Origin of the sequence: Amphritea japonica ATCC BAA-1530, assembly GCF_016592435.1 — a bacterium.
GTDB classification, from domain to species: domain Bacteria; phylum Pseudomonadota; class Gammaproteobacteria; order Pseudomonadales; family Balneatricaceae; genus Amphritea; species Amphritea japonica.
Genome location: NZ_AP014545.1, coordinates 1,367,837 through 1,385,546 on the forward strand (window position 1 = coordinate 1,367,837; position 17,710 = coordinate 1,385,546).

A 17,710-nucleotide genomic window follows, 5' to 3' on the forward strand; every position below is an offset into this window, starting at 1 on the left:
ATGCAGTTCGCAGATACCGTTAAATCGACGATTCAAGGTGTTTACTCATTCTCACCCTATTTCTGGGTAGACAGTTACCTGAAGAAGCGGGAGTTTGGTTTTAATGAGGGGAGTGAAGATCAGCAAGCCTGGCGAAGTCGTCGCTTGCTGTTGTCTGAAAGGTATATTGTCTATTGGTTCTTTACTGCGATGGCTCTTTTTGTGCTGACGCCTGTTTTACCTGTATGGGTGGCAATTCCCTTGTTACTACGAGTAATGGGTATCCTGAATAAAGAGCTGGGTGTGATACTGTTTGGTATCTGTAAGATTACCGAAGGTACCATGGTTGCCGCTTCGGGAAGAGTCATTGTGCTGGGGTTAGTTAACTACCTTACAGCGATGTTTTTATTTGCATCTTCCTATGCCTTGATCTGTTCGTTTGGCAGTATTCCAGAATACACTCAGCTTACGCTTCCTGTGTGGCCGCTGATACAGGCTATGAATGTACAGTTTACGTTAACCAGTGCATTCCCACCGGCAAACCTTATGACCTGGTTTGTCTGTTTATTTCACAGTGGCTTCTGCTTCATGTTCGGTACTATTGTCATTTCGATGTTTGTGTCGTTACTCAATATTAAGCCTATCAATAAATGACCTTGTTGAATTTTCATAAATAACACTTGAGCCCGCCTGTTATGAATGAAGCATTTATTTGTCAATAAGCAGACATAAAGGGCGGGCTGGTAAGACCTGGTAAGTTTAGCTGAAGTGCTAAGGCTTTAGCTTTAGCACATTATCAATATCAGATGCTTGATGCCGTTCTGGCAGCTGCTGCCATGGCTCTCCCCAGGTTTTGTTAATAATATTTCCTCGCTGTACCGCAGGGCGTTGCCATACTTCTTCTGTCCAGCGTTGCAGGTTCTTGTAACTTTTCACATCCAGGAAGTCTCCAGCATCGTACTGAACACCACGTGCTAAGTTGCCATACCAGGGCCAGATTGCCATATCAGCGATGCTGTAGTGATCATTTGCAATAAACTGACTTGTGGCCAATTGCTGGTCTAGCAGATCGAGTTGGCGTTTAGTTTCCATCGTAAAGCGATTGATGGGGTACTCCATTTTTTCCGGAGCATAGGCGTAAAAATGGCCAAAGCCGCCACCTAAATAAGGTGCGGAGCCCTGTAACCAAAAGAGCCAATTGAGGACTTCGGTACGCTCTGATAGCTCTGCTGGCAGAAACTGGCCAAATTTTTCAGCCAGATAGAGTAGTATTGCGCCGGACTCGAAGACTCGGGTTGGTTGCTTGGTAGTACGGTCGACTAGCGCAGGGATTTTGGAATTTGGATTGATGCCGACAAAGCCACTGGCGAATTGGTCTCCTTCGCTGATTCTGATCAGGTGAGCATCATATTCAGCGCCAGTTTCACCCGCGGCCAACAATTCTTCAAGCATGATGGTGACTTTCTGACCATTGGGAGTACCCATTGAGTAAAGCTGAAGAGGATGCTTGCCTTCGGGCAACACTTTTTCATGAGTTGCTCCAGCGGTTGGCCTGTTTAATTTTGACCAGGCGCCGCCATTCTCAGTATCAAACGTCCAGACTTTAGGGGGGAGGTATTCGCTCATTACGGCCTCTATATCATCTAATGTGTCGCTATCTCTGTTGATTGTAGCCTGATTCTACAGATGAAAGCATAGGTTTAGTCATTCTTTCATAGCGTTAACAGGCAGCTCTTTTGCCTGTGGCTTTTATTGCTTTTACTGGCTTGATACTACTGGATTCTATTTGGTATTTATCGATACCAGAGTGGTATCTGTAAATTAATATGTCGGAAGATATTACAGCGGTTGCCTGAAATATTGCTGAATAAATGCTTAGATTTATGCAGATAAAGAGTTAAGGGTGCTGAAAAGGTAACGCTCAGAGGGAAAAAATCCGGTATCAAATAATGGATGCCGGATGCCGGATGCCGGATGCCGGATGACAGGAAACTTATCTTATATCAGTACGCTTCATTCGGGTCAGGCTGATATCTGATAGCCTGAAATAGTTTGTTTATCCATCTTGGTGAGTCGCTGTAATAGTGCTGCAATTATTGTATTTCGCTCTATAACTTCCTGCTACTCTGCTTTACTGGCTATACCAGAGTAATCTACACCTCAGCTCTCGCTATAAGCCCAGGAAGCGGTACTGGCAAAGTCGACAAATTGGGTGATCTCGTTCATGTTTTCGTTTTCACCCCACTCAAAACCAATCGATCTTTGGTATCTGTCTTCAGCCATAGGTGTCGTGATAATGCGGGAAGAAGCATAGTGGGCTGGCACTATTGTCAGGCCAATGTTGGCTTCGACCAGAGCAAGTGCCCGATCATCCTGATTGGTTACGTAAGCCATATTCAATTTTACATTATGTTGCTTCATCAGATTCTGAATAAGTACCCGGTGCTCACAGTGACTGCGCCCGATAAACAATTCATCGTTCAGATCTTTAATGTTGATCACTTTCGATTTGCTAAAGTGATGACTCCGGGACATCGCAACCAGATAGGGTTCTGAAAATAGTGGTTTTGCACATTGAAATCTGCGATTCAACGGTGGACCTTCCTGAACGGTTGTCAGCGCCAGATCGATACGGTTGTCCCGTTCCAGTTTGAGCATATCCGCTGCACTTGAATCAAACACGTCAAGCTTAAGGTCGGGATTTTCCCGGCGATATTGCTCAATTAACCGGGCTACTGCAGTAATAGATAAGGTGTTTATCACACCGAGTCTGAGTCTGCGCTGCACCTCATGTTGTTTGAGTTCATCCTTAGCTCTGGCGCACTCACCGACAATGAGCTTTGCTCGTTGTAATAGTTTTCGCCCAGCGGGTGTGAGCACCACATTGCGCTTATTCCGGGTGAAGAGTTTTACCCCTACCTCGGTTTCCAGCTTTGATATTGAGGCGGACAGTGCCGGTTGAGACACAAATGATCGTTCGGCACCCCGGGTAAAACTTTCTGACTCTGCGGCAGCCAGGAATAGGCGTAATTGTTGTAATTCCATATCATAACCTGTGTTTATCATTATGATTTAAATAATCGATTGTATTTATTGTAGTTTAAGCTCTACACTTTTTTCAATCATTAGTACGTAAGAGAGCACAAATCAGGAGAGTGGAATGACAGTAATCGAAAAACCTATCGCATTGATTGTGGGTGCTGGTGATCATCTGGGCGCGGCGATTGCCAGACGGTTTGCGACCGAGGGTTATCATATTGTTGCCACCCGACGGCGGGGTGACCTGGCTGCTCTGGTGAGTGATGTGCGGTCATTAGGCTCTGATGCTACAGCGTTATTTTCAGATGCACGGGACGAAGAGGAGGTGCTTGCATTGGTTGAAAAGGTAGAGTCTGAGCTGGGGCCTATCAGTGTTGCGGTCTTCAATGTCGGGGGGAATGTGCGCTTTGGCATTACTGAAACGACAACGCAGGTATACCGAAAAGTCTGGGAAATGTGTGCCCTGGCTGGCTTTTTGGTAGGGCGTGAGGTGGCTAAAAAGATGTTGCCTCGAGAGCAGGGTACCATTATTTTTACCGGTGCTTCAGCCAGTGTGCGCGGTAGCAGTGGTTTTGCTGCCTTCGCCGGGGGCAAGCACGCCTTAAGAGCGTTGGCGCAAAGTATGTCTCGTGAGTTGGGCCCCAAGGGGATACATGTGGCGCATGTAATCGTGGATGGCCTGATTGAAAATGAAGCAACAAAAGCGTTTCTTCCCGATCTTTTCGCCAGCAAAGGTGAGAACGGTATTATCCAGCCGGATGACCTGGCTGAGGTTTATTGGCAGCTTCATAAGCAACCTAAAACGGCCTGGACCTTTGAACAGGATGTTCGTCCATGCGCAGAACAATGGTAATTAAACCGATTCTAATCTGACTGAGGTATCGTAAATGAGTAAAACAGTAGATTTCTATTATGACTATATCAGCCTGGCATCCTATTTTGGCTTTATGCGGCTGACAGAGCTTTGCCGAAAAACCGGAGCGACCATTAATTACAAACCTATGCTGTTGGGTGGCGTGTTTAAAGCTAACGGTAATACTTCACCACTCACGGTACCGGCGAAATGGGAGTGGATGAAAAAAGATTTTGCGCGTCATGCTGAGTACTACGGTATTCCTTATCAGCTCAATCCGCATTTTGTGTTCAGTACTGTCAGCGTGATGCGGGGGGCTTTCTGGGCGCTGTCTGAGGGGCGCATTGAAGATTACAACCGTGCCATGTTTACAGCGGCTTGGGCGGACGGTAAAGATCTTTCCTCTGCCGATGTGATATCAGAGGTACTGAGTGACGCCGGCTTTGATGCAACTGTAGTTATGGAAGCTATGACGCACCCTGAAAATAAACAAGCGCTGATTCAAGCCACTGAAGCGGCAGTAGAGCGGGGTGTTTTTGGTGCACCTACGCTATTTGTCGATGATGAGATTTACTTTGGTCAAGACCGCCTGGGCTGGGTTGAAAGGGCACTTCTCTGATTGAAAAAAAGGGCCTGCATAGTCAGTAGATGCAGGCCCTTCTTTTAGCTGTGTATGGGATATCAGGCGGTACTCATATGAAAGCGTCTACCCGGGAAAAGATACACTGCTTAACCACCAGTGAGAGCTTACCTATGGAGACATGCGCTCTTTGGCACGTTGTGACAGAGCCTTGTTTGAGGTTTTGTCGAGTATATCTAGTTCGTGGTGCATGGCCGTTTTTGCCAGCATATGAGCAGTGACAGGCGCAGTAATGAGCAAAAACAGTGTAATAAGCAGTTCATGTACGCTTAGATAGCCTTGCTGATAGGTGACAAATATCATCGATGCTATGAGCAGGCAGCCCATTCCCAATGTAGTCGCTTTGGTAGGGCCGTGAAGGCGGGTGTAAAAGTCGGGCAGCTTTGCAAGACCCAGGGAGCCAATGAACACAAAAAGGCCTCCCAGGATGAGCAATACTGATACCACTAATTCAATCCAAAATTCCATTATCTTGTCCTAACTAAACTTGTTGTCGTATTTTATGTGGCCGCTTACTCTATAAGGTCGCCACGTAAAATGTATTTACACATCGCTGCCGTACTAACAAACCCCAGCATGGCAATGAGCAAGGCGGCCTCAAAATATAGGGTTGTACTTGAAGCGATTCCAAACAATATGATCAGCGCAATGCTGTTAATGTACATGGTGTCCAGTGCAAGAATACGATCAGGCCTGCCCGGCCCTTTAAATAACCGCCATAAATTAAGAATCAACGATAAGCAAACCAGAATGGTGGCAATCACTATTGCGGTACTTAGCATTCGAAAATCTCCATAAGGGGGCGTTCATAACGGTGTTTGATTGAAGCGATTAGCTCATCTTCATCCGTCAGATTGAGCACATGTACATAGAGCCATTGCTTATCTTCGGAAACTTCCGCACTTACGGTACCGGGGGTTAAAGATACCGTACTGGCAAGAATGGTGATCGGAAGCTCATGTTCAATATTCAGAGGGACAGCAATAAATGCAGGGCTCAACTTTTTAGATGAGCGGACTACCAGTAATGCAACTTCAAAATTAGCTACGATAATGTCTCCGACTACCATTAATACATAGCGAAGGGTTGCTAGTGGTTTACGAAAGCCGGGTTGATCGTCCTGCATACCAGATGTGAGAAGAGGAATACCTATAGCTAAAAACGCACCTAATAATAAGTGTCCAGGCGCAACTGTATTGTTGAGTAACAGCCAGACGACAAATAGTATAAGCGAGTGCAGAGGCATCGGTAATAAACGAAAACGCGGTCTAGTTTTCATTATTTGTCCCCTTTTGGAAGTATGGTATAAGCTGACTGAGCCTTATTATCATGCAGTTGAGCTGCTGCAAGACTCGTATAAGTGGTGACGGGGCCGCCAAACATAACCAGAAGCGGTGATGCACTGAGCAACAGTGCAATAGCAGCAAGCTTGAGCCGGGAAATCGGTATATAGTTAGTACTTTCTCCCGCGGATCGCCAGAAAAGGGTGGTTCCCGCACGGGATATTGCTACCAGACATGCAAGCCCTGCCAATAAAATAACCGGCCATACCCAAACTATTTCAGCCATCCCCTGAGCTGCTTGCAGTATCAGTATCTTGCCCACGAAACCTGATAACGGTGGCATGCCCACTACCGTGAGTGCGGCTATGAAAAATGCTATACCAATGACTTTTCCCTGATTCATCTTACGTGCAGTAACATAGCGATCTTCTGCTTTACCCCGTTGTTTACTAATGAGGTCCGCGATCAGGAACAGGGCCCCTGTCGCCAGGGTGGAATGAATCATGTAGTAAAGTGCTGCTGAAGTAGCCGCTTCACGTTGCATTGCAATGGCCAGCATGAGTGTTCCTACCGAAACGATCACTAAATTGGCTGCAGTTAATCTTAAGCTCGGGCTGGCAAGAACACCGATCGCTCCCATCGTTAACGTTATGAGCGCTAATGGCCATAGCCAGGGTATGATAATACTTGCAAGGGCTCCGGCATCTTCGCCGAATATGGTCGTGTGTACCCGTAAAATACTATAAACGCCTACTTTGGTCATAATGGCGAATAACGCTGCAACCGGGGCACTGGCGGCGGCATAGGTTTTGGGTAGCCAAAAATGTAGTGGTAACAAAGCAGCTTTTAATCCAAAGACCACCAACAATAACAGGCCACCGGTTTTAGCCAATGCTTGTTCATGCTCTCCTAATAATCGTACTTTGTTTGCCATATCCTCCATATTCAGTGAGCCGATAGTGCCGTATAAAATACCTAGCGCAAACAGGAAAATACTCGAACCCACCAGGTTAAGAATGACATAGTGAACAGTGGCTTTAGTTTTCTGTTTACCGCCGCCATGTATTAATAGGGCATAAGAGGCTATTAGCAGAACTTCAAAGAATACGAACAGATTAAAAATATCCCCTGTCAAAAATGCACCATTAACCCCCATGACCAGAAACATAAATAACGGGTGAAAATACATACCGTCATGATCATCACCTGCGCAGGCATATAGCTGGGCACCCAATGCAAGTAGTGACGTTAGCAATACCATCATAGTTGATAATCTATCGGCGACTAAAGCTATTCCGAAAGGCGGCTGCCAGCCACCCAAAACGTACATTTGGGTTCCTTGCTGATGACTGGTGAGTAACAGGGTAGCGGAGACTATGACTAGAATAATCATGACCGAAACGGCAAAAAAACGGTGCCGGGTGATCGAGTTGCTTAATGGCGGAAGTAACATAAAGACTGCCGCCAGCATGGGTAATAAAATAGGAAGAATAGGCAGGTGTTGCATTAACTATGCCTCTTTTCTGAAATACGGGATTTTGTCGTCTTAACCGGGATGTGTCCATCGACATGGTCATTTCCCTGATCTGCTCGCGAACGCATGGCTAATATCACTACAAATGCTGTCATGGCAAAGCCTATTACGATAGCGGTTAGCACTAATGCCTGGGGCAATGGATCGCTGTATTCAGCTGACTGCCCGAGTACGGCAGCCCCATCGAGCTTGAGGCGACCACTGGCAAAAAGAAATAGATTTACGGCATAAGATAGGAGGGTTAGCCCTATCACAACGGTGAATGTCCGGCCTCTTAGAACGAGAAAAAATCCACAGGTGGTGAGTATGCCGACGCAGAACGCATAAATAGCTTCCATTAATCGTTCTCCTTAATATGTATGCGTTCGCTAGTGGTGAGCTTACCCAGATTGGCCAGTATGAGCATGACGGCACCTACTACGGTCAGGTATACGCCTAAATCAAATAGCATGGCACTGGCGAGTTCAAATTTACCAATCCAGGGCAGACTGAAATAGTCGAACCAGGTGCTCAAAAATGGTTTGTCAAAGAACCAGCTGCCTACACTGGTGGCGGTCGCAATTAATATGCCACCTGCAATGAGCCATTGATAATCGATACTGACTCGGGGCTTCATCCACAGAACACCATGTGCAATATATTGCTGAATAATCGCTATGGAGGTAATCAGGCCGGCAATAAAGCCACCCCCAGGTACATTATGCCCCCGTAAGAAAATATAAACGGATACTAATAGTGCGAGGGGAAGAAGGCTTTGTGACACCATTTCAAGCATCATAGGGTGAGGATCATTACTCCAGGCGCGGCCTTTATCATCACGAGTCGGCATATAGATTCGCATCTTAGCAATCAGTTTATAGACGCCTAAAGCGGCAATACCTAAGACAGTGATTTCTCCAAGTGTATCAAAGCCTCTGAAATCCACGAGAATGACGTTTACCACATTAGTTCCACCGCCACCGGTTTTACTATTCGCTATGAAGAAGTCTGAAATCGTACTTAAGGGGGTTGTGAGCATGGCGAAACAGATAGTACCTATGACGCAGCCTATCAATCCAGAAACTAATAAATCTCCGCTTAAACGTCTGTTACTCGACTCTTTATATGTATTTTGGGGCAAAAAGAATAGCGCCAGCAGTAACAATATAATGGTGGCTATCTCGACAGATAGCTGTGTTAGTGCTAAATCGGGCGCTGAAAACTGAGCAAATGCCAGTGATACGATTAACCCAACGACTGATAGAAATATGAGTGCAAGGAAACGCTTTCGATACCATATAACGGTCGCGATGGCACTCATGATCAGTAGTATAGCTCCTGTTATTGTTACACCATCAATTGGGATTTGAGGACGGGAACCTGTGTTTTGGGTCAGATCGAGCAGAGGTAGTGCCCCCATGGCCAATGTGAATAACAGCAGTAAGAAGATATACCGTTGCAGGGAGCCGTTTTCCAGAGTGGTTATAATCCGCTGAGAGGCTATGACTATCGATTGAATGATGCCTTCGAAGATATGCTTTGCATCGGTCTCATCGAAGTGCGATTGAAACTCAAACAGGTGGCGTCGATTATAGTAAATCGTTGCACCTCCAGCCATTGCTAGAAAACTCATGAACAACGGGATGTTAAATCCGTGCCATATAGCCAGACTGTGAATAGGGACTTCATGTGTGAGTACGGCAAAAGAGGCGACATTTAATAGGTCGCCAACAACATAAGCAGGGAATATTCCTACCACTAAACAAAGTGTAACGAGGATCTCTACCGGTACCTTCATATAACGCGGAGGTTCTTTCGGGGTTTTAGGAAGATCTATTGGTTCACCGTTAAAGAAAACGTCATGAATGAAGCGTAAAGAGTAGGCGACCGAGAACGCAGCACCGACAGTGGCTAAAAGTGGAATCATCCAGGATAAAGATCCCAGCGTGCTTTGGTTAAGGGTTTCGGAAAAAAACATCTCTTTCGAAAGAAAGCCGTTCAACAAGGGGACTCCTGCCATCGAAAGAGCCGCCACGATTGCCAGCGTAGCGGTATAAGGCATATATTTCCAAAGGCCATTAAGCTTACGCATATCCCGCGAGCCAGACTCATGATCAATAATTCCGGCAGCCATAAACAACGATGCTTTAAAGGTAGCGTGGTTGATAATATGGAATATGGCCGCCACAGCGGCAAGCTCTGAATTAAGGCCGAATAGAAGGGTTATGAGTCCTAGATGACTTATTGTTGAATAAGCGAGAAGACCTTTTAGATCATGTTTGAATAGGGCTATATAGGCGCCTAGCAGTAGGGTTGTCAAACCGGTCAGGCTGACAATCATAAACCATAGATCTGTACCAGCTAATACAGGGTAAAAGCGGGCCATGAGGAAAATGCCAGCCTTGACCATTGTCGCGGAATGTAGATAGGCACTTACAGGTGTAGGTGCTGACATCGCATGGGGTAACCAAAAATGAAATGGAAATTGCGCTGATTTTGTGAATGCACCTAAAAGCACCAGGGTTAATGCTATAGGGTAGGTTGCATGTGATCGAATCAGATCACCATTAGCTAAAACGGTGTCGAGGTCAAAGCTACCGACAATATTACCTATGAGTAATAATCCTGCGAGTAGAGCAAGCCCTCCTGCGCCGGTCACTGTCAGAGCCATTCTTGCACCTTTTCGGGCCTCTGATTTATGCGACCAGAAACTGATCAATAGAAATGAGCTAATACTGGTAAGTTCCCAGAATATCCATAACTGAATTAAGTTATTTGATGTGACGATGCCGACCATCGCGCTCATAAACAGGATCAGATAGGCATAGAACTGCCCCATAGAATCCTTTGCCGATAGATAGTAGCGGGCATACAAAATTACCAGCAGTCCAATGCCGAGAATCAAAAACAAAAATAGTAGTGAAAGCCCGTCGAGTCGAAATGAAAGATCCAATCCCATAGAAGGGATCCAGTCGATGGATTGCCGAATATCCTGACCATCAAATACGTCCCCAGCAAACATGAGCACAAGGATTAGTGACCAGGCGGGTAATATAGCAACGGAAAAAGTACAAATGTTGCGGCCAAAACGCTCTGTAAACAAAGGGACTAATGTGCCAATAAGCGGTAATAGAACGACCCATAGCAGGTTCATATGAGGGGATGACTCCATATTTAATGATGAGATCACAAACAATAAAAAGCTTATTAGCCCTACATTGGTGTTGCTTAATTATACGCATTGTACTGTTTTGGTAAAAAAACGAAAAACTTTAACTCTATAATATTTAATTGCTTTTTAGGTTGCTCTGATTCGCTATTGCTAATTGTGGATTTATCGATACATATAATAAAAAGGCTCGTTTTTAGTAAGGGAATAAAGGCTAAAGCTCTGCTTATATTCGAAGAGGCAAAGTTCGAGCTTTAGGATGAGTTTGTTTTGCAGAGCTTCTATGAGGAAATCTCAAAAATGAAGGCCTTCGCATAAAGAAAGCATATAAACAATCAACAAGGGTAGCGTGTTTGTATCGCTTTATAGATGACAAGAGCGATATCGGTTTTGTTCGTTTGTTTTTGCAGGCCTATCTGTTCCTGTATATGCGTAACAATACTCTCTGATGATTCATCCTCTGGGATGCAAAAACCAGCATAGTATGTTGCAGGCACCGAATCTGCAGATTTACCTACACGGGTTTTGAATGCCCGCTTAAAGAAATCGGATCGCGGCTCGATATTACTCTCTACTTGCATTCTGCGGATAATCTCGCTATCAGTCAGTTGTGCTCCAGCCAGAAAACCCAATATATATTGCTTGCTGTACACCTGGTTTTCATCAGCAGTATCTGCCATTGATACAGTAGTAAATATCAGACTAGCGATAACTAAAACCTGCTTGATTCCTTGCATATGAAACCTCGATAGTTGTTATTTTAGGGTAATTAGAGAATATATAATCCACTTAATATAGTTGATTTTCAATCTCTTTCATCTGTTGATGCAGTCCTTCGCGTTCAGAGTTATGCAAATTAAGGTGCCCGACTTTTCAGAAGGCCGAAGTGATTTCTGATAGCAATTAAACAGAATGTTATCCTGATCGATAATCTCCTGACTGGCCCATTGGTGGAGAAGGTTCTGCATGCCCGTGTAACCTGTGTCTTATGCATTCCCATGCCCAGGGTTTGTTGTCGCCTGTAGGTAGTTTTCCAACGGAGAGCTGGAATCAGAAGTCAGTATCCAATGGCCGCAGTTGTGAGCTCTGGGAGCGATCTCTTTAACCAAACTTTAGATTTCAACGGTCTTGTAAGAATAAACAATGAAAGAATACTGCGCTCTCTCTGCAATTTTGTCATATTCACGTATAGTCATACTTATAACTGGCGGAAGAAGTAAACTCGCATGGTGAAAAACAAGCCTAATCCATACTTTGATGATAGTTATGATAAAGCTGCTGCAAACCTGAGACTGGCGCTTTCTGTCTTAGCTGAACATCGGCTACCTAGCTCTCCCGTCAACTTTCGCCTTGCTTATGATTTGATTGATGGAAGAAGCCGGTCTTTAAATGATGAGTTTAAAGAGGTTGTTTCTGCGCCAAATACTGACCTGAATGATGGCTTGTGGGCTTTATATCGAAAATTCTATATTCAGGATGAAGAGGCGCTTGAACTTATCCGTTCAGAGCTTGAAGGAATTGTTTCTGGTGTCGTTAATGAGTGCGGTACTGCGAATGGAGATCTTCAGGGATATTCAGAAAGATTAAGCTCTTTGGCAGATCTAATGAGTTCAGATGCAAAGTCAGAGCTGACTTTGGCTACTGTAAGAAAAACCATTGAAGACACCCGTGAGGTTGCTGAGTCTCAGCAACAACTGGGTACCCAGTTGACCGATGTACTTAAAGAAGTTCGTGAGATTCGCAAAGTCATAAATCAGGTTAGGGATGAATCTCATATAGACTCGTTAACCGGAGTCTCCAATCGCCGTGCTTTTGATCTTGCTTTGGATAGCTCTATAGATAAGTCATTAGAACGTAAAGAACCACTCTGTTTACTACTCTGTGATATCGATTCTTTTAAACAGTTTAATGATACCTATGGCCACCTTATTGGCGATAAAGTGTTGCAATATGTTGCGAAGCAATTAAAAAAATCGATTAAAGGCAGAGACTTTGTGAGCCGTTTTGGAGGCGAAGAGTTTGCTATCATCTTACCGCAAACGCCTTTACAAAATGCTGAAATTGTTGCTGAACAGCTTCGGGTTATCGTTTCGAAAAGCAAGCTGCGTAAAGCTAAATCCGGTGACGTATATGGACATGTAACACTTTCTTTTGGTGTGGCAGAGCTGGACCCTGATGAAACCAGAAATGATTTAATTGAACGTGCTGACAGGGCCTTATATCGGGCTAAGAAGAATGGGCGAAACAGGGTGGAAGTAAGCTCTATTGGCGATAATGATCAGCGTGAGTGAGCGACGATATTATAAGTGAAGAGATGCAACAACTGAGTGACTGGCTGAATACTGTTTGTCGGATGCTATCGGGCGTGGATAGTGCGGCTTTGTTCAAAGCAGAGGGTTCAACCGGTGTTATTCAGTGTGAATGGCCTGAAACGGGCGCCTTGGATGATCCAGCGCGGATAAATGCTGAAGAGCAGGTTGATTTAGCCTTGGCAGGTAACAAAACCGTCGTCAGTTACACTGGGCCTGATAGTCAGTGCATTATTGCGCACCCCTTTGTTTTATCTGGCGGGCAACAGTTTGTTGTTGTGGCTATATTTGCGGATTCAAATATTAACCCACGAAACCAGATCTCTCTTTTGGAATGGGGTGTGGCTTGGTTAAGGTTACTTGATCGACAGCATAATCAGCCACAGCCACAGCTGAATGCTTCCGCTTCTGGTTTATCTTCATCTCCTCAATTTATATCTAAAGCAGCTGATATTTCTGTTATCGGGTTAGTGAAGTCGTATCGACTTTCTGTCTTGACGGTTCTGATATTACTTGCCTTGTTGTTTACGCTACCCGTGGATAAAACGGTCACTGCTCCCGTCGTCATGGAGGGGAAGGTTCAACGCTCTCTGACGGTTCCGGTGGATAGCTTTATAAAAAGGGTGGCGGTTAAAGCAGGAGACCGCGTAAAGAAAGGTCAGTTACTGGTTTCCCTGGATGATACAGAGCTACGCTTAACGCTGGATCAGGCTGTCAGCGACCGAGCTGTGGCAGATAAAAAGCACCGCCAGGCACTGGCGAAACTCGATTTTTCCGAGGCTTCGCAATATGCACTGGACCGGGATATAGCGACTATTGATATACGTTTGATAGAGCAGCAGCTCAGTCGATTAGAGTTGAAAGCGCCTATCTCAGGCCAGGTGATCTCAGGTGATATTAACCGGGCTGTCGGTTCGGCCGTTGAGCGGGGACAAACGTTGTTTGAGCTTGCGCCAGTCGGGGATTATCGGATTATTCTGAATGTTGATGAAACCGATATTCGTTATGTCCAAACAGGCCAGCAGGGTGAAATTTTACTCCGGGGGCTGGGGAGTCAGACACACCCCATCCAGATAGATATTGTTTCTTCAATTTTTTCATCTGAGCCCGGCCAGCGTTACTATCATGCTGAAGCGCATCTGCTTTCAGAGCCTGAAAGTAGAGTTCGGCCTGGAATGGAAGGCTCTGCACATATTGTGACGGGTAAGCAGTTGTTGGGTGCGGCCCTGTTCGGCCCCTTTTATCAGTGGGGTAGGGAGCAGCTGTGGAAATGGTGGCCATGAAACAGGCGGAAATCGAAGCCGGATCAGATGTGTGGAACCATCTGAAAGATGCTCGATTGGCCTGTGCTGCTGGGATTCGTTTTTCCGAGCGAAAAGATAAAAGCGGCAGCTGGTGGTTAATTCAGCAATTACAGACTGAGCAACAATATCGTATTGACCCTTTTACATATGCTGTTCTTCAACGCCTGGATGGTGACCTTGCTCTGGTGGAAATCTGGCGAATACTCGGTGGCAATATTCCGTGTGAAGACCTGGCTAAGCAAATAGCCCGTCTGATGGAGCTAGGGTTTGTCGTTACAGGTGCCCGTTTTCAGCACCGACAGGGGGGTGATGGTGGTCCCCCCGGAATTCTGAGCCGGTTTGTAAATCCAGTAAGTTTTGTTTTGGTATCGTTTAATCCGGCACAATTTTTAACGTTAATATCCCCTTTAGGCCCATTTTTATTTAACAAAGTATTTGCTGTTATATGGCTTTTGGTAATTGGTCTTGCCGGTCTGCTTTGCTATCAACATAGTACAGAGCTAACCGGTTACTTTAATGCCAGGGCGGCAGACCCCGTCTATTTAATGGGTGTTTGGTTTGTTTATCCCGTTTTGAAACTGGTGCATGAACTGGCCCATGGTCTGGCAGTTCTTGTATTAGGAGGGAGGGTTCGTAAAGCCGGTATTTTAATGCTGATTTTTATGCCAGTACCTTTTGTCGATGCCTCTGATAGTTCTCATTTCTCTAATAGATATCAGCGCATGCTTGTTTCTGCTGCGGGGGTTATGGCTGAGTTATTTCTGGCTGCTCTGGGATTGTTTTTATGGCTATATTCTGAGCATGCGTGGTTGCAGGATATGGGCTTTGTTATTGCCCTGACAGGCTCTGTTTCTACTCTGGTATTTAATGCCAATCCGCTACTTCGATTTGATGGTTATTACTTTTTATCAGACTGGTTGGATATACCGAATTTGGCGCTGCGCTCGCAGCGTCATGTTCAATCTTTTCTTCTGCATAGATTGTTTGGTTTACCTGTCGGAGATGCTGGCCAGATGATACAGCCGGAGGAACGTAAGTGGTTATTGCTCTATGGCCCAGCTTCTCTTTGTTACCGGTTGTTTATCATTGCCTTCATTGTTGATCTGGTGAGTGGATATTTTTTCTGGCTGGGTTTAGTGATCGCTGTCTGGGCTTTGTGGCTTCAGTTAGTGAAGCCTCTGATTACTTTTTTTACTTACGGGAGTAAACAAGCGTCTGTATTGCAGCGAAAAAAGGGGTATTACGGCCGAATATCTATGCTATTGCTGATAGGCGCAACAGTAATCTTTATGCCCTGGCGGACTTCGGTCATTGCTGAAGCAGTGTTGATCCTGCCAGAGGAGGCAAACGTTCGTGCCACAACTGATGGCTTTGTCAGGCAGGTACTGTTTACGCCAGGAAAGCAGGTGCAAGCAGGCGAGACGCTGATTGTGTTAGAAAACCTTTCTCTGAAAGCTGACTACAGCAAACTTAGCGTTGAAATAGAGAAAGCCCGTGCAATGCATAGTACGCATTTTGCTGAAGGCTCTAATCAGGGAGCCGCTTTACTGGATAAAATAATAGCTCAGGAACAGACTTTAGATCAGCTGGCTTTGCAAATTGATGGCCTAAAAATAATGGCTAATCAAAGCGGCACGGTTGCGATAGAGAACGGGCAGGATTTAGCAGGCCAGTATCTGCATAAAGGTCAGCTGCTGGGATACACCTACCAGTCAGGTGAATATAGTATTCAAGCCGTGTTAGATATCGCTCGGGCCGAAGCGGTAAGATCAGGTATAACCGAAGTTCAAGTTAGATTCGCCGATGGGGAGGTGGTCCGGCTAAGTCCGGAAAGAGTCCGGATTGTACCCCAGGCAGTCTACCGGTTACCTGACGCTGCATTAGGTAGCGCTCATGGGGGTAGTACTTTAGTTGATATACAGGATCAATCGGGTTTAAAAACAATGTATCCTGTTATTCAGTTTAATATGGAAATGCCGATAATAGTTGAAGAAGGGATGACTACCAGCCTTATTCCTTCTAAGTCAGGTTTAGTCAGGTTTAGTCATCTACCCCGCAGTATTGGAGATGATTTGATTGCTAACACTCGCGAGTATTGGTTTCGTAAAGTGTCAGGGTTGTGAATTAACATAAAAGACAAAAAAGGATTGAAGTTGAGTCTACCTAAAATGTCAGTGTTACCGTTGCTTTGTATTGCGTTTACTGCAGTCGCTTCAGAGCCCGGTCCGAATGAATCCTTGCCAGCCCTGGATTGCATAATAAACCCTTCAGAAAAAATTGATCTGGGCAGTTATTCCCCCGGTATCATTGCTGAAGTGCTGGTGAAACGCGGTGACAGGGTCGTAAAAGAACAGGTGTTAGCGCGTCTGGATGATCGTGTTGAACAGGCATCTGTTGCGCTAGCCAAGGCGCGGGCGGGAATTAAGTCGGAGTTGGAAGGCGGAAACGTTAATCTGACTTTTGATCGGTATGCGTATCAGCGCATAACCGATTTGTATCGCACAAATGCGGTATCTCAACAGGATAAAGAGCAGGCGGAGAGATCCGTAAAACTCTCATCAACATCAGTTAAGCAGGCCAAAGAGCAGTCTCGTATACGTGAGTTGGAGTTATCCAGAGCCGAGGCGCTATTAGATCAACGGGTAATTCGGAGCCCGTTCGATGGTGTCGTGCAGCGAAATCTTAAATTTCGTGGTGAGTATGTAGACGAGCAACCGGTTGTGCAGTTGGTGTCTCTGAACCCTCTGTATGTTGAAACGATGGTGCCTATTCAGTTTTTTGGTCAACTACAGGTGAATAGCCTGGCTGAAATCTATCCGGAAGTGAACTCTGGGGAATCAATAGAAGCCCGGGTTATTGCGATTGATCCTGTGGGCGATGTTGGCAGCAGCGCGTTTGGTGTTCAACTGGAGATGGCGAATACGGACTATGCTATTCCTGCTGGTATTAAGTGCGATCTTAAGTTTACAGATCAAGTTGCAGAAACTGTGTCAGAAGAAAGTACCGTTGATGCTTCTGAAGCAGGCCAGGCGGAAGCGGTTGAAGTTCAGGCTAAGCCATCTGATGAGCGTGTCGCGGAACCTGTTACGACTATTCTTAATGGCCCTGACGTATCCAGGATGGATACCGCTAAGTCTGAAACAACAGATCTGCAGAGTGAAGTTGTAACCCCTCAGCTTGTTAAGCTTGGTCCTTATGCGGAAGAGGAGTTTAAGCAAGCAGCGGCACTGTTAGAGAATGAAGGTATTTCTTTTACCTCTGAGACAGAAGTAACGAAAGTTAAGATTGGTTATATTCTTTTGCTTAAAGGTCAAAAGGACGCGCTACATAACGCTGTCACCGATTTGAGACATCATGGCTTGAAAGATATCGAGTATCTTAGCTATGGTGCTTATAAAGGCTCGGTTTCTCTGGGAGTGTTCTACGATGAATCCTCAGTTAATAGTAGAGAAACGTTTGTTTCAGGCTTTGGCTATGTGCCAGAAAGGGTAACTCGCTACCGTAAACGCAGTCTGGTAACAGTTATCGCTGATGTCCGAGAGGAGGGGCGTCTTGCTTCTATAGGACTATAACTGCCTGTCAATCTAAGCGTTTGTATCGAATACTCAATTGCCCGGGAAG

General features: G+C 45.4%; 16 protein-coding genes. 7 read left to right on the plus strand and 9 right to left on the minus strand.

The features are described from left to right. Positions 1-633 carry a hypothetical protein gene (locus AMJAP_RS06285; protein ID WP_019621395.1) on the plus strand — a complete coding sequence of 211 codons (633 nt, stop codon included), beginning with the start codon at positions 1-3 and terminating at the stop codon, positions 631-633. 117 nt (positions 634-750) lie between these two features. On the opposite strand, the gene yghU is transcribed toward AMJAP_RS06285, so the two are convergent. Together yghU and AMJAP_RS06295 are read right to left on the minus strand one after the other, a co-directional pair. Beyond that, complete coding sequence (yghU, locus tag AMJAP_RS06290) at positions 751-1,605, minus strand: glutathione-dependent disulfide-bond oxidoreductase (protein WP_019621396.1); 855 nt, start codon at positions 1,603-1,605, stop codon at positions 751-753. A gap of 534 nt (positions 1,606-2,139) precedes the next feature. Continuing rightward, positions 2,140-3,024 carry a LysR family transcriptional regulator gene (locus AMJAP_RS06295; protein ID WP_019621397.1) on the minus strand — a complete coding sequence of 295 codons (885 nt, stop codon included), beginning with the start codon at positions 3,022-3,024 and terminating at the stop codon, positions 2,140-2,142. Between the two features lie 115 nt (positions 3,025-3,139). On the opposite strand from AMJAP_RS06295, the gene AMJAP_RS06300 reads away from it, so the two are divergent. Further along, positions 3,140-3,871, plus strand: coding sequence for an SDR family NAD(P)-dependent oxidoreductase (locus tag AMJAP_RS06300; protein WP_019621398.1), 732 nt, complete (start codon positions 3,140-3,142; stop codon positions 3,869-3,871). A 34-nt stretch (positions 3,872-3,905) separates the two neighbouring features. After that, positions 3,906-4,490, plus strand: a complete 585-nt coding sequence (locus AMJAP_RS06305; RefSeq protein WP_019621399.1) for a 2-hydroxychromene-2-carboxylate isomerase — start codon at positions 3,906-3,908, stop codon at positions 4,488-4,490. Positions 4,491-4,622: 132 nt separating this feature from the next. Here the strand turns inward: AMJAP_RS06305 and AMJAP_RS06310 are convergent, their stop codons facing one another. The 7 genes from AMJAP_RS06310 to AMJAP_RS06340 all read right to left on the minus strand — a co-directional run bounded on the left by AMJAP_RS06310 (position 4,623) and on the right by AMJAP_RS06340 (position 11,213). Continuing rightward, positions 4,623-4,979, minus strand: a complete 357-nt coding sequence (locus AMJAP_RS06310) for a Na+/H+ antiporter subunit G (protein WP_019621400.1) — start codon at positions 4,977-4,979, stop codon at positions 4,623-4,625. A gap of 44 nt (positions 4,980-5,023) precedes the next feature. Next, positions 5,024-5,293, minus strand: coding sequence for a K+/H+ antiporter subunit F (locus AMJAP_RS06315; protein WP_019621401.1), 270 nt, complete (start codon positions 5,291-5,293; stop codon positions 5,024-5,026). Beyond that, positions 5,287-5,790, minus strand: coding sequence for a Na+/H+ antiporter subunit E (locus AMJAP_RS06320; protein WP_019621402.1), 504 nt, complete (start codon positions 5,788-5,790; stop codon positions 5,287-5,289). The genes AMJAP_RS06315 and AMJAP_RS06320 overlap by 7 nt, the downstream gene beginning before the upstream one ends. Continuing rightward, positions 5,790-7,301, minus strand: a complete 1,512-nt coding sequence (locus tag AMJAP_RS06325) for a monovalent cation/H+ antiporter subunit D (RefSeq protein WP_019621403.1) — start codon at positions 7,299-7,301, stop codon at positions 5,790-5,792. The genes AMJAP_RS06320 and AMJAP_RS06325 overlap by 1 nt, the downstream gene beginning before the upstream one ends. Beyond that, positions 7,301-7,666, minus strand: a complete 366-nt coding sequence (locus tag AMJAP_RS06330) for a Na+/H+ antiporter subunit C (protein ID WP_019621404.1) — start codon at positions 7,664-7,666, stop codon at positions 7,301-7,303. Before AMJAP_RS06330 ends, AMJAP_RS06325 begins: the two co-directional genes overlap by 1 nt. Then, positions 7,666-10,461, minus strand: coding sequence for a monovalent cation/H+ antiporter subunit A (locus AMJAP_RS06335; protein WP_019621405.1), 2,796 nt, complete (start codon positions 10,459-10,461; stop codon positions 7,666-7,668). The genes AMJAP_RS06330 and AMJAP_RS06335 overlap by 1 nt, the downstream gene beginning before the upstream one ends. Before the next feature lie 350 nt (positions 10,462-10,811). After that, positions 10,812-11,213 carry a hypothetical protein gene (locus AMJAP_RS06340; protein ID WP_019621406.1) on the minus strand — a complete coding sequence of 134 codons (402 nt, stop codon included), beginning with the start codon at positions 11,211-11,213 and terminating at the stop codon, positions 10,812-10,814. 489 nt (positions 11,214-11,702) lie between these two features. Between AMJAP_RS06340 and AMJAP_RS06345 the strand changes: the two genes are divergently transcribed. The 4 genes from AMJAP_RS06345 to AMJAP_RS06360 are packed head-to-tail and all read left to right on the plus strand — an operon-like array spanning position 11,703 to position 17,661. Next, positions 11,703-12,767, plus strand: coding sequence for a GGDEF domain-containing protein (locus tag AMJAP_RS06345; RefSeq protein ID WP_019621408.1), 1,065 nt, complete (start codon positions 11,703-11,705; stop codon positions 12,765-12,767). Beyond that, complete coding sequence (locus AMJAP_RS06350; RefSeq protein WP_019621409.1) at positions 12,764-14,068, plus strand: efflux RND transporter periplasmic adaptor subunit; 1,305 nt, start codon at positions 12,764-12,766, stop codon at positions 14,066-14,068. Before AMJAP_RS06345 ends, AMJAP_RS06350 begins: the two co-directional genes overlap by 4 nt. Then, a complete protein-coding gene (locus AMJAP_RS06355; protein WP_019621410.1) occupies positions 14,065-16,212 on the plus strand; it encodes a site-2 protease family protein in 2,148 nt (715 codons plus the stop codon). The genes AMJAP_RS06350 and AMJAP_RS06355 overlap by 4 nt, the downstream gene beginning before the upstream one ends. Positions 16,213-16,242: 30 nt before the next feature. Continuing rightward, a complete protein-coding gene (locus AMJAP_RS06360) occupies positions 16,243-17,661 on the plus strand; it encodes an efflux RND transporter periplasmic adaptor subunit (RefSeq protein ID WP_156815174.1) in 1,419 nt (472 codons plus the stop codon). The last annotated feature ends 49 nt before the right edge of the window (positions 17,662-17,710 follow it).